Consider the following 13,017-nt stretch of genomic DNA (forward strand, 5'->3'; position numbering starts at 1 on the left):
TTTATTTATTACTGCAAGAAGCGTTTTATTTTTGACAAGTTATAAGTATTCTCTGAGTATATTCTTCTATATCTTTTCCCGTATCAAAATCTTTTATTTTAAAATTACTAAATCCAATTTCTTTAAGCATCTCTTTTAAAATTTCAGTAGAATAGTATTTTTGATGTTGGTACTCAGTAATCCTATTATACGCTCCCTCTTCTTCTACAAAGAAGTCAAGAATCATATCAACCTCTTTATTTTCATAATCATACTCGTTTTGCCAAGTGTAAAAAATATTTTCGTACTCATACACATAGCTATTGTCTCCTAGAACATTTTCTATTTTGTCCAAAGAGTTTACATCAAAAGAAAAATAAGATCCATGTTTCAAAGAATCGTACACGTTTTCAAAACTTTTCTTTACAGTCTCATAATCTTTCAAATAGTTTATGGTATCTAATGTGGAAAATGCAAAATCAAAATAGTCTTTTATCTCTAACTCCTCTATACCTATGTTTAGGTATCTTATATTTGAGTAGTCTATTAGCTTATTAGAGGCAATTTCTAACATCTCCACACTTGGATCTAGTCCAAAATACTCTTTTGAATTTCCTATAAAGTATTTTGTCATATTTCCCGTTCCAATTCCTATTTCAAGTATGTTCATGTTTTCTTTGAAATCCACATTTTCTTTTATTATTCTACTATGGTTTTCATAGTCGATGTCAAAGACAAGTTTATCGTAGATACTTGAAAACTCATTATACATCTATATCTTCCCAGCTGAAGATATAAGGAATATTTCTGTAATTTTTACCATAGTTTAGTCCATATCCAACTATGAACACATCTTCAATCTCAAATCCTCTAAAATCAGGTTTAAGTTCCACTTGTCTTCTACTTGGCTTGTCCAATAGTACACATACATTTAATGTTTTTGGATTTCTTTTTCCAAATAGTTCCTTTAAATTTTTAAGTGTGTGACCAGAGTCCATAATATCATCCACAATTAAAACATTTTTACCTTCAATTTCTTCTCTAATGTCACTTATTATATTTACCTGTCCTGAGCTTTCCTCTCTCGACTCATAGGATGAAGTTATTGCAAAGTCAACCACAACTGGAATCTCAAGTTCTCTTATAAGGTCTGCTGCAAACACAAATCCTCCCCTTAAAACAGGGATTACTATAACCTCTTCACCATTGTAATGCTCTGTTATTTCTCTTCCAAGCTCTTTAACTCTACTTGCTATTTCTTCACGACTAAAAAGTACTACTTCTTTTTTATTTTCCATATTACTCATCCTTTAAATATTTTTTAAATTGTCCGATTAAATAAAGGGAACCGGTTATGATAATTTTTTCTTCTGGTAAAATTTTATCTCTAATAAAGTTACAAGCCTCTTCAACGCCACTTGTTATTACAATTTCCTTATTGTACTCTTTTAGCTTCTTGGCGAACTCTTTCGGATCCATTGCCCTTTCATAATCAATTTTAGTTATTATAACCCTCTTTGAAAACTTTATTATATCCTCCAGATGGTCAATAATATCTTTATCCTTCATGGAACCAATAACTAGATTAAAATCTTTTAAGTTAAGCATTTCAACATTTTCTCTTAAGGCCCTTATACCTTCATAGTTATGGGCACCATCTACTATTATAAGAGGATTCTTTTTCAACACTTCCATTCTACCTTCAAAGTAAAGCTCTTTAACTGCTGATTTTATTTTTTGAACATCTGGGTTTTTTATTATTTCACTAAGAGCTAAAATAGCAAGGCATATATTTGATATTTGATAAGAACCTAAAACATTTGTTTCAAGTTTCATTCCCCCATACTCAAACTTTGAACCTGCTGGCGAAATTTCTTTTGCATTATAATCAGTTGATTTTAAAAATTTAAAATTTGCATCTTTATTTTTTGCTTCTTTTAAAATAACTTCATCCACAAAGCCTTCATGCTCAAATGAAACCACTCTTCCATTTTCTTTTATTATTCCTGCCTTGTGGTAGGCTATCTCTTCCAAAGTGTTTCCAAGTCTATCCTGGTGGTCATAGTCAATTGTGGTTACTATACTTAGTAAGTTTGAATCAAAAATATTTGTAATATCAAATCTACCACCAATTCCAGTTTCAACCACAAAATAGTCAGGCTTTTCATTATCAAATATCTTTAGAGCAAGGAGAAATGAAACTTCAAAATAATTTAAACTCTTTAAGTCTTTAATTTCTATTTTTTCTAAAATCTCTTCCACATTTTTAATTAAAAGCTCTTGTGAAATTGGTTTTAAATCTATTTTTATTCTCTCCTCATACTTTTCCAAATGGGGAGATGAAAAATGCATTACTTTATATCCCTGTTCTTTTAACAGAGTTGATAAAAAAGTTCCAACCGAGCCTTTCCCATTGGTGCCAGCAATTTGAATTATTTTGTTTTCATCTATTCTAAGTTCAAGCTTTCTAAGGACTCTTTCAAAATTAGAAGAGTCCTCACTATGTCCATAATTTACATTTTCTATTAAATCAAGAGCTTGTTTATATTCCATTTACCTTTTCTCTCACCTTTTGTAGTGCTGTGTCAACTTCTTCCTTCATTGAAATATATTTTTCAAGCTTTTCTCTCTCTTCAGCAACAACTTTTTCTGGTGCTTTGTCCACAAAATTTTTATTAGAAAGTTTTCCTTCTGCCCTCTTAATTTCTCCTGACAGTCTGTCTTGTTCCTTTGTAAGTCTGTCTAGTTCCTTACTGTAATCAATAAGTTCATCAAGAGGAATAAAACCCTTAAATCCATTTTGTACTATTGATATAGAGTCTTCTGAAGTCATATCTTCATCTGCAAAATGAGTTTCTGAAACTGAAGCAACTGTTTTAAAATGATGAGAAATATTTTCAAGTTTTGATTTAATTTCATCATTTTCAACCAAGATGAATAACTCAGCTTTTTTGCTTGGTGCAATATCAAGCTCTGCCCTTGCATTTCTAATTGCCTTTGTTGTTTCTATCAACATTTCTATCTCTTCTACATCTTCTTTAAAGCAGAAAGAGCTGTTGTACTCAGGCCAAGTTTCATTTATTAACATATCCTTTTTATTTGGCATAATAGAGTAAATTTCCTCTGTGATATATGGCATAAAAGGATGAAGTAGTTTTATAACATTGTCAAGCACATGAATTAAAGTTGATTGTGCAGCAACTTCGGACTCTTCATTACCCTCTTCATAAAGTCTTGGTTTTACAAGTTCAATATACCAGTCACAGAATTCATTCCAAATAAAGTCATATATCTTATCAGCAGCAAGTCCTATTTCATACTTGTCTATGTTTTGATCTACGTTTTTAATCAAGCTATTTAATTCTGATATTATCCACTTGTCTTCAACTTCAAGTTTTACATCTTTAATATCTTTTATCTTTTCTTCTTTTAGATTCATAAATATAAATCTAGTTGCGTTCCAAAGTTTGTTTGCGAAGTTTCTGTTTGCTTCAACCCTCTCCATATAGAATCTCATATCATTTCCTGGGGAGTTTCCAGTAACAAGAGTAAATCTAAGGGCGTCTGCTCCATAGTTTTCAATTACTTCTAATGGGTCAATTCCGTTATTAAGTGACTTAGACATCTTTCTTCCTTGAGAGTCACGAATAAGTCCAGTAAAGTATACATCCTTAAATGGAAGTTCTCCCATATTGTGTATTGATGAAAATACCATTCTTATAACCCAGAAGAAGATTATGTCATATCCAGTTACAAGTACATCTGTAGGGAAGAAATATTCTAAATCTTCTGTTTTATGTGGCCAACCTAAAGTTGAGAAAGGCCATAGTGCAGATGAAAACCATGTGTCCAATGTGTCTGGATCTTGAACCACATTTGAACTTCCACACTTTGGACAGGTATCAACGTGTTCCTTAGATACAATCACTTCACCACAGTCTTTACAATAGTAAACTGGGATTCTGTGACCCCACCAAAGTTGTCTTGATATACACCAATCTCTTGTGTTAGTAAGCCAGTTTTCATAGGTTTTGCCAAGTCTATTTGGAATTAGATTAAGCTTTCCATCTTCATAGGCTTCAAGTGCTTCCTTGGCAAATTTTTCCATTTTAACGAACCATTGTTTTGATACAACAGGTTCAATAACAGTTCCACATCTCTCACAGTGACCTACTGCGTGACTATGGTCTTCAATCTTTTCAATAAGTCCAAGTTCTTCTAGGTCCTTAATCATTTCTTTTCTAGCTTCTATTCTTTCCATGCCAGAGTATTTTCCGTAACCTTCAGATATATGACCAGTTTCATCTATTACGATACATTGACCAAGATTATGTCTTTCTCCAACTTCAAAGTCGTTAGGGTCGTGGGATGGGGTAATCTTTACCATGCCTGTTCCAAATTCCATTTCCACATAATCATCGGCAATTATAGGAATTTCCCTTTCTACTAATGGTAGTATTAGTTTTTTTCCAACAATGTCCTTATATCTTTCATCCTCAGGATTAACCGCAACAGCCAAGTCTCCAAGCATAGTTTCTGGTCTTGTGGTGGCAATAACTATATAGTCATCCTCATCTTTAAAAGGATATTTAATATGCCAAAGTTTTCCATCTTCATCGACATGTTCAACTTCCGCATCGGATACCGCTGTACCACAGGACACACACCAGTTTACAATACGGTCGCCCCTATATATAAGGCCTTCATTATACATCTTTATAAACACTTCTAGTACCGCATCAGAAAGGTGTTCGTCAAGTGTAAAGGCCTCCCTTGACCAGTCACATGACACACCAAGTTTTTGAAGTTGGTTCTTTATATTTCCACCATAAATTCTAGTCCAGTCCCAAGCTTCTTCCAAAAACTTTTCCCTTCCCAAGTCCTTCTTGCTCTTGCCTTCAGATTCAATCTTTTGAACAACTTTCATTTCAGTTGAAATACTGGCGTGGTCCGTTCCTGGAATCCAAAGGGCGCTGTAACCTTGCATTCTCTTTCTTCTTATAAGAATATCTTGTAGTGTATTATTTAAAGCATGACCTAAATGTAGTACACCTGTAACATTTGGTGGTGGCATAACAATTGTAAAAGGCTTTTTGTCCTTATCCACTTCTGCTCTAAAGTATCCGTTATCCTTCCATGTTTTGTAAATTTTTTCTTCAAATGATTTGGGATCATAAGTTTTTTCCAAATTTTTCATTCTGTACTCCCCTTTTTTCTAAAGTTTTATCTTTTTGTCTTTGATTATAATAAAAAAACCTTCCATCCACTTAGGACGAAAGGTTCCGTGTTACCACCTAATTTTCATTATTCAATGACACTCAAATGATTATAAAGTAATCAACTTTACTCCAAAGCAACCTTCAATTAAAACATTTAGAAGATTTCACCAAACTCTTCCTCTCTAAAAAATAATTTTAACTTACTCCTCTTCTTCAACGTAAATATCAATTTTATAGAAATATTATCATATTTTAATGAAAATATCAAATTAAAAATTGATTGTACTTCTTTTCATCTCCAATGGTACTACTTGAGTTATGTCCTGGATAAACTATTAGTTCATCATCAAGTAGTTTAATTTTCTCAAGTGAATTTTTCATATCTTCTGGGCTACTTGTAGGTAGATCTGTTCTTCCTATGGAGTTTCTAAATAGTGTGTCTCCAGTGAAAAGATTTTGTCCAATTTTAATACATTGACTTCCTATGGTGTGACCAGGTGTATAAATGAACTCAATTTTGTGGTCATTGAAATAAACTTCACTGTCTTCATTTACATAAAAGTCAGCGTCTATACTTATATCACCATACATTGCCGCACTTAAATTGAGGTTAGGGTCTAGTAACAATTCCCTTTCCTTTTCATGGGCATAAACAGGTGTGTTGTACTTTGCTCTGAGCTGTTCGCAAGAACCAATATGGTCCCCATGTCCATGGGTTAAAAGAATTTTTTCAAGTTTTAAATCCCTGTTTTCAATTAAATCCACTAGTGCATCAAATTCATATCCAGGGTCTATTATAATTGCTCCATCTCCTTCAATTATAATATAAATATTTTCCACAAGTCTTCTTGTTTCAATCTTTAATACTTCCATATTTTCTCCTAATATATTTTGCTACTATCAAGTTGAATAGTAACTGGACCATCGTTTACAAGTTCAACCTGCATATCAGCTGCAAATTTACCAGTTTCAACCTTGAGCCCAGTTAGCTGTCTTAATTCCTTTACAAACTCTTCATAATATTCATTTGCCTTTTCATGTTTGGCAGATTCTATAAAGCTAGGCCTGTTTCCCTTTCTTGCATCGCCGTAAAGTGTAAATTGAGATACTACTAAAAATTCTCCGCCAATGTCTTGGATTGAAAGGTTCATCTTTCCTTCTTCATCTTCAAATACTCTAAGCTTTGAAACCTTTTTTAATATATAGTCCATATCATCTTTTGTATCACCTTCATGAACTGCAAGAAGAATTAAAAACCCTTTGGATATTTCACCTATCTTTTCATCTTCTACAGTTACTGAAGCTCTTTTTACTCTTTGTATAACTGCTCTCATTATGCTGTCACCCTATAAACGTCCAATGTTCCTTTTATACTTCTCAACGCCTGTAGAATGTCCTTCACCTGTTGAGTGTGATTTACTTCTACAATTATATTTATGGTATATGTCTTGTCCTTGTTTTTAATAACATTCATGCCCTTGGTGTCTGTGCCAAGTTCTGATATCTTTGATGTCAAGTTTGCCAAGTATCCAAATCTATCAAATGCAATAATTTGAATTTCAACATTGTAAGTCGATTCATCATCAGCATCCCAATACACATCAATAAGTCTATTAGGATCAATATTTGAAATATTTGAGCAGTCCTTTCTATGAACGGAAACTCCTCTACCTCTTGTAATATAACCTACGATATCGTCTCCCGGAACAGGGTTACAACATTTTGCAATCTTGATTTGAATATTGTCCACGCCCTTAAGTACGATTCCATGTTCTGAACTCTCAGGTATGTTCTTTAACTCAATATCATGTTTTTCTTCTTCTATTTCGTCTGTCTTGTAATATTCCTTATGAAGTTCCTTTAGCTTAGGCATAATCTGTGTTAAAGGAGTTGTCCCAAAGCCAATGGATGCATACATGTCGTCAAGAGAGTTAAACTTCATCCTCTCCATAACATTATTAAGCCAGTCTTCTTTTAAAATCTCATTAAAGGTGTAACCCTGCTTTCTAACTTCCTTTTCAAGCATGTCTCTACCCTTAACTATGTTGCTATCTCTTTCCTTCTTTTTGAAATATTGTTTAATCTTCTGTCTAGCCTGAGATGTCTGTACAATTTTAAGCCAGTCCATGCTAGGGCCTGAAGAAGTTGTTGAAGTTAGTATCTCTACAATATTTCCAGTTTTTAATTTATATGTCAAAGGTACAATTCTTCCATCTACTTTTGCACCAACACATTTATTGCCAACTGCTGAGTGAACTCTATAGGCAAAGTCAATTGGAGTTGAGCCTTCCCTAAGTTCTATTACATCTCCCTTTGGTGAGAATACAAATACTTCATCTGAAGTAAAGTTTTCTTTAAAAGAGTTTATAAACTCTCTGGAGTCGGACATGTCCTTTTGCCATTCCATAAGCTCTCTAATCCATGCCAACTTTTCATCAAGGGACGATTTCTTTCCGCTAGTTCCCTCTTTGTACTTCCAATGGGCTGCAATACCATATTCAGCAGTTCTATGCATTTCATAAGTTCTAATCTGTACTTCAAAAATCTCTCCACGCGGCCCTATAACAGTAGTGTGAAGTGATTGGTATAGATTTGGTTTTGGCATGGCTATATAGTCTTTAAATCTGCCTGGAATCGGCTTCCAAAGTGTATGCACCGCACCTAGAACACCATAACAACTTTTAACGCTATCAGTGATTACCCTCACCGCTGAAAGGTCAAAAATCTCTTCAAAGGCCTTTCCCTGTTGATACATCTTACGGTAGATACTGTAGATGCTCTTAGGTCTACCACTTATTTCTCCAGTAATTCCAAGTTCTTCCATTGCCAAGTTCAAAACTGAAATAATATCTTGAATAAAAGACTCTCTCTCTCTTCTTTTAAGCTTTACTTTTTCAACCAAATCGTAATATATCTTTGGTTCTAAATATCTTAAGCTAAGATCTTCCAGTTCCCATTTAACAGTACTAATACCAAGTCTATGTGCCAGTGGAGCGTAGATTTCTAAGGTCTCTGTGGCCTTTTCAATCTGTTTTGTCCTCTCCATATACTCAAGAGTTCTCATGTTGTGAAGCCTGTCAGCTAACTTTACAATTATAACCCTTATGTCCTTTGACATAGCCAAAACCATCTTACGAAGGTTTTCAGCTTGGTTTTCCTGTTTAGACTTGTAATAGATTTTATTAAGTTTTGTTACACCTTCAACCAAAAGAGTTATCTCTTCACCAAATATTTCCGTTAACTCTTCTTCAGTAACTTCTGTGTCTTCAAGAACATCATGTAAAAGACCTGCAACTATGGTTTCATCGTCCATGTTCAAGTCCGCCAATATATTGGCAACTGCAACCGGATGTATAAAATACGGTTCACCGGAACTTCTGAACTGTCCTTCATGCACCTTTTCAGCCAAATCATATGCTCTTGTTATAAGTTCTTTGTCCACATCCGGATTGTAGGATTCTATTTTTTGAAGCAAATCATCAAGCATTTTACACATCTCCATCGCATTAAATAATACTATTATAGTATCATATTTTTAGTTAATCTTCAATTTAACGAAGGTCTACAATTCTGATTTGTAGATTTTTATTTCCCATAAATTCATTTATATCAGGATAGTAGATTATATCTATAAAAGGATTTTTATTACTTCCCTTTGATACCACATAGTCATATATAACTTTTATCTTTTCCTTGTTAGAAAACATTATTCCATCAAGCTTTCTTCCCCTGGCCTTAAGTTGAAGTTTTAAAGTGTTTTCATTTTTGCCAAGAATTTTCATATCAAGCACTTCAATATTTCTATCTCCAAACACAGGCTTAGGATTGCCTGCGCCATATGGTTCCAACGTGTTGATAAGCACTACAATTTCAAATGTTACCTTGTCTATAAACAGTTGACTGTCAATATATTTCTTTGGAATTAAATCTTCTTCTGTTAATTTTGAAGAGTCTAATAGGCTTGAATAAAGTAAATCGAAATTCTCTTCATACACCGAAAGGCCACATGCCATCGGGTGTCCTCCAAAAGATTTTAACATCTCTTTAAATGGAAAAATATTTTTATACATGTCATACTCAGCAATACTTCTGCCAGAGCCCTTTAAAACTCCTTCTTCCCTTGCTGCTGTAAAAACAATTGTAGGCCTATTGTAAAACTCTTTAACACGTCCTGCAATTATACCTGCCAATGACTCGTGGATGGACTTTTCACATACTAGGATTATATCTTTTTTGTAAAGCTCTTCACTCTCCACCTTGTCCATTACAAGCTTTACTCCTTCTTCCGTCAAAGCCTTTCTCTCGTTGTTTAACTCCACAAGTCTTTTTGCAATTTCATCAATACGCTCAAGATTTTCTTCCAAGAAGAGTTCTATTCCCAAGGTTGCAGTGTCAAGCCTTCCTGCTGCGTTAATACATGGTCCAAGTATAAATCCAATTTTATATACATCAATACTTTCCTGCTCTAGTTTTGTTTCCCTAATAAGGGCTTTGATTCCATAGTTATTGGTCTTATGAATCTTTTTAAGACCTTCCATTACAAAAAATCTATTTTCATCTAAAAGGTCTACAATATCTGCCACAGTACCCATGGCAACATATTCAAGCAAGTCCATTAAATAATCCAGATCTCCATCCAATTTTAGGTAGAGGCCATACATAAATTTAAAAGCAACCCCTGCACCACAAAGTTTTTTAAAGGGATATTCACAATCACTTCTATTTGGATTTAGCACAGCATTTGCCTCTGGAAGTATATCTTCGCCATTTTCGTCCTTAGTAACTTGGTGGTGGTCCGTTATAATTACATCCATGCCAAGTTCCCTAGCAAGCTTCACCGGCTCAAAGGAACTGATTCCATTGTCGCAGGTGATAATTAAATCTACTCCCTCTTCCTTTGCCTTCTCAACAATCCTCTTTGAAATTCCATATCCATCTTCAACTCTATGTGGTATGGCATATGAAATATTTTCAGTAAAGAGCATAAGACCATCTAGTAGTGTCATGGTAGAAGAGTTACCATCTTGGTCATAGTCTCCCACAATCCTTATATGTTTATTTAAATCTATGGCTTCAATTAGCATATCCACTGCCTTGTCCATGTCCTTCATCAAGAATGGGTCATGCATTGAGTTTTCAGCTGTGGGGTTTATATATTTTGGTATATCGTCATATTCGACATTTCTATTTGCAATTATCTTTGCTAAAACTTCATTTATTTCAAAATCATTAGCGATTTTTTTATATTCTTTTTTTGCCGCTTTAATTAACCACTTATTCATTTTTCACCAAAAAAAGATAAGTTATTTTAAAAATATCTTATCTTTCCCTCTTTTATTATTTCTCTTCTTTTTCTTCTTTTTCTGTTGCTATATTGGCTTCATTTGCAATAACTGTTCCCACTGCAGATTTTACAAATTCTAATTTTGTTTTTGAATTTGAGCTTTCAATTACTACAAAGTCATCTCCGATTTTGATCACTTTTCCCTTGATTCCACCAATTGTAATTATGTTGTCTCCTACTTTTAGATTTTCTCTCATCTTATTTACTTCTTTTTGTTTCTTTTGAGAAGGTCTAATCATGAAAAAGTACATGGCACCAAATACGATGACCATAAAACTTATTGAACTAAATAATTGTTGTTGTGGCATATTCTCCTCCTTTATTTGTGGTATTCATAACCATATTTTTCATAAAATTCATTTTTATATTCGAGGAAATTATCCTCAAGAATTGAATTTCTAATATTATCCATCATATTTATTAAAAATGATAAGTTGTGAATTGTCAATAGCCTTGCTCCAAGTATTTCATTTACACTTATCAAATGTCTAATATAGGCCTTTGAATAGTTTCTACATGTATAACAATCACATTCACTATCCAGTGGACTAAAATCATTTTTATATTTTGCATTCCTAACAACCAATCTACCATGGGTTGTTATTGCAGTTCCATTTCTTGCAATCCTAGTAGGAAGAACACAGTCCGCCATGTCAACTCCTGCTTCTACAGCTTCGAAAAGATAGTCAGGAGTTCCTACACCCATTAAATATCTCGGTTTATTTTCTGGCATAAATGGTGTTGTGTAATTTAACATCTCAATCATAAGCTCTCTCGGCTCTCCCACAGATAGACCACCAATTGAGTAGCCAGGTAAGTCTAGCTTTGCCGATTCAATTGCAGAAAACTTTCTAAGATCTTTGTACATACCACCTTGAACAATTCCAAAAAGTGATTGTTTGTCAGTGTTCTTGTGGTACTCTTTGCACCTTTCTAGCCATCTCAGAGTTCTTTCAGTAGAGTTCTTTATATAGTCATAGGTTGATGGATATGGTGCACATTCATCAAATGCCATCATTATGTCAGAACCAATGTCATTTTGAATCTCCATTGACTTTTCAGGAGAAATAAAATGTTTTGATCCATCAATGTGGGAACGAAACTCCACTCCCTCTTCGGTTATTTTTCTAATCTTATTTAAACTAAATACTTGAAAGCCTCCTGAGTCTGTAAGTATAGGCCTGTCCCAGTTCATAAACTTATGAAGTCCGCCTGCCTGTCTTAATACCTCTTGTCCAGGTCTTAAGTATAAATGGTAGGTGTTCCCAAGTATAATCTGTGCTCCAATGTCCTTTAACTCTTCTGGAGTCATCGTCTTAACAGTCGCTCTAGTACCAACTGGCATAAACACTGGTGTCTTTATGTCTCCATGGGGAGTGTGAATTATACCTGCCCTGGCCTTGGTATTTGAGGACTTCTTTTCTATTTCATAACTTATCATATTAATCCCTCTTTATAAACATAGCATCGCCAAAGGAGAAAAATCTATATCTTTCCTTAACTGCAATGTCATATGCCCTTAAAATATTTTCCTTAGTTGAAAATGCCGATACCAGCATCAAAAGTGTTGACTTAGGTAGATGGAAGTTTGTAATTAAACTGTCCACAACTTTAAATTCAAATCCTGGATAGATAAAAATATCAGTCCATCCACTGTCTTCCCTTATGTCTCCATGCTTTTTTGCAACTGATTCTAAAGTTCTAATGCAGGTTGTTCCTACCGCAATTATATTTTTGCCATTTTTCTTAGCTTCATTAATTGCATCTGCCGTGTCCTTTGGCATAATATACATTTCAGAGTGCATGTTATGCTTTTCCACATCATCAACCTTAACAGGTCTAAAAGTTCCAAGTCCAACATGAAGGGTGACAAATTTTACAATAACGCCCTTTTCTTCTATCTTTTTCAAAAGTTCCTTTGTAAAGTGTAGTCCTGCAGTTGGCGCTGCAGCAGAGCCTTCATGCTTTGCATACACAGTTTGATATCTCTCTTTGTCTTCAAGTTTTTCAGTTATATATGGTGGAAGGGGCATGTTGCCAAGTTTATCTAATATCTCTTCAAAGATTCCATCATAATAAAACTTTACAAATCTATTTCCCTCATCACTAATATCAACCACTTCGCCTTTTAGTAAACCATCTCCAAATGAAATTTCAGACCCAAGTTTCATCTTCTTACCTGGCTTTACAAGAGTCTCCCAAACATCATCGTCGCCTCTTTGTACCAGAAGGACTTCTATCTTTTCGTCCTTGCCCGGCCTGTTTCCAAAAAGCCTTGCGGGAATAACCCTGGTGTCGTTAAGCACCAGCACATCCCCTGGGTTTAAATAATCTATAATATCATAAAACTTTTTATGTGAAATTTCTCCACTTGACCGACTCATGACCATAAGCCTTGACTCATCCCTGTTCTTAATGGGATGTTGGGCTATGAGACTTTCGTCTAAGTCAAAATCAAAATCATCTGTTTTCAAT

Annotated in this window: 11 protein-coding genes and 1 other annotated feature; all 11 genes read right to left on the bottom strand. The window is 34.2% G+C overall.

Going from position 1 to position 13,017, the window contains the following annotated elements; all coding sequences use genetic code 11:
- Nucleotides 1–25: 25 nt before the first annotated feature.
- The 11 genes from WKS98_RS01720 to queA all read right to left on the bottom strand — a co-directional run bounded on the left by WKS98_RS01720 (nt 26) and on the right by queA (nt 13,016).
- Nucleotides 26–751 carry a class I SAM-dependent DNA methyltransferase gene (locus WKS98_RS01720; protein ID WP_498916377.1) on the bottom strand — a complete coding sequence of 242 codons (726 nt, stop codon included), beginning with the start codon at nt 749–751 and terminating at the stop codon, nt 26–28.
- Complete coding sequence (gene hpt, locus WKS98_RS01725; protein ID WP_498916379.1) at nt 744–1,277, bottom strand: hypoxanthine phosphoribosyltransferase; 534 nt, start codon at nt 1,275–1,277, stop codon at nt 744–746. The genes WKS98_RS01720 and hpt overlap by 8 nt, the downstream gene beginning before the upstream one ends.
- Before the next feature lies 1 nt (nt 1,278).
- Nucleotides 1,279–2,532: a bifunctional folylpolyglutamate synthase/dihydrofolate synthase gene (locus tag WKS98_RS01730; protein WP_498916381.1), complete on the bottom strand. Its 1,254-nt coding sequence runs from the start codon at nt 2,530–2,532 to the stop codon at nt 1,279–1,281.
- Complete coding sequence (locus tag WKS98_RS01735) at nt 2,522–5,176, bottom strand: valine--tRNA ligase (protein ID WP_498916383.1); 2,655 nt, start codon at nt 5,174–5,176, stop codon at nt 2,522–2,524. Before WKS98_RS01735 ends, WKS98_RS01730 begins: the two co-directional genes overlap by 11 nt.
- A gap of 68 nt (nt 5,177–5,244) precedes the next feature.
- Nucleotides 5,245–5,424, bottom strand: a binding site (T-box leader).
- A gap of 38 nt (nt 5,425–5,462) precedes the next feature.
- On the bottom strand, nt 5,463–6,071 hold the full coding sequence (locus WKS98_RS01740) for an MBL fold metallo-hydrolase (protein WP_498916386.1): 609 nt from the start codon (nt 6,069–6,071) through the stop codon (nt 5,463–5,465).
- 8 nt (nt 6,072–6,079) lie between these two features.
- On the bottom strand, nt 6,080–6,532 hold the full coding sequence (gene dtd, locus WKS98_RS01745) for a D-aminoacyl-tRNA deacylase (protein ID WP_498916388.1): 453 nt from the start codon (nt 6,530–6,532) through the stop codon (nt 6,080–6,082).
- Entirely contained in the window at nt 6,532–8,685 is a 2,154-nt protein-coding gene (locus WKS98_RS01750; RefSeq protein WP_498916389.1) for a RelA/SpoT family protein, read from the bottom strand. The genes dtd and WKS98_RS01750 overlap by 1 nt, the downstream gene beginning before the upstream one ends.
- A 64-nt stretch (nt 8,686–8,749) precedes the next feature.
- A complete protein-coding gene (gene recJ / locus WKS98_RS01755; RefSeq protein ID WP_498916391.1) occupies nt 8,750–10,480 on the bottom strand; it encodes a single-stranded-DNA-specific exonuclease RecJ in 1,731 nt (576 codons plus the stop codon).
- Nucleotides 10,481–10,535: 55 nt separating this feature from the next.
- The gene (yajC, locus tag WKS98_RS01760; protein ID WP_498916392.1) at nt 10,536–10,850 is read right to left on the bottom strand and encodes a preprotein translocase subunit YajC; all 315 of its coding nucleotides are present in this window, start codon (nt 10,848–10,850) and stop codon (nt 10,536–10,538) included.
- An 11-nt stretch (nt 10,851–10,861) separates the two neighbouring features.
- A complete protein-coding gene (gene tgt, locus WKS98_RS01765) occupies nt 10,862–11,983 on the bottom strand; it encodes a tRNA guanosine(34) transglycosylase Tgt (RefSeq protein ID WP_498916393.1) in 1,122 nt (373 codons plus the stop codon).
- 1 nt (nt 11,984) lies between these two features.
- Nucleotides 11,985–13,016: a tRNA preQ1(34) S-adenosylmethionine ribosyltransferase-isomerase QueA gene (queA, locus tag WKS98_RS01770; RefSeq protein WP_498916395.1), complete on the bottom strand. Its 1,032-nt coding sequence runs from the start codon at nt 13,014–13,016 to the stop codon at nt 11,985–11,987.
- Between the last annotated feature and the right edge of the window lies 1 nt (nt 13,017).

Source organism: Lagierella sp. ICN-221743, from assembly GCF_037890055.1.
Lineage (GTDB): Bacteria > Bacillota > Clostridia > Tissierellales > Peptoniphilaceae > Mediannikoviicoccus.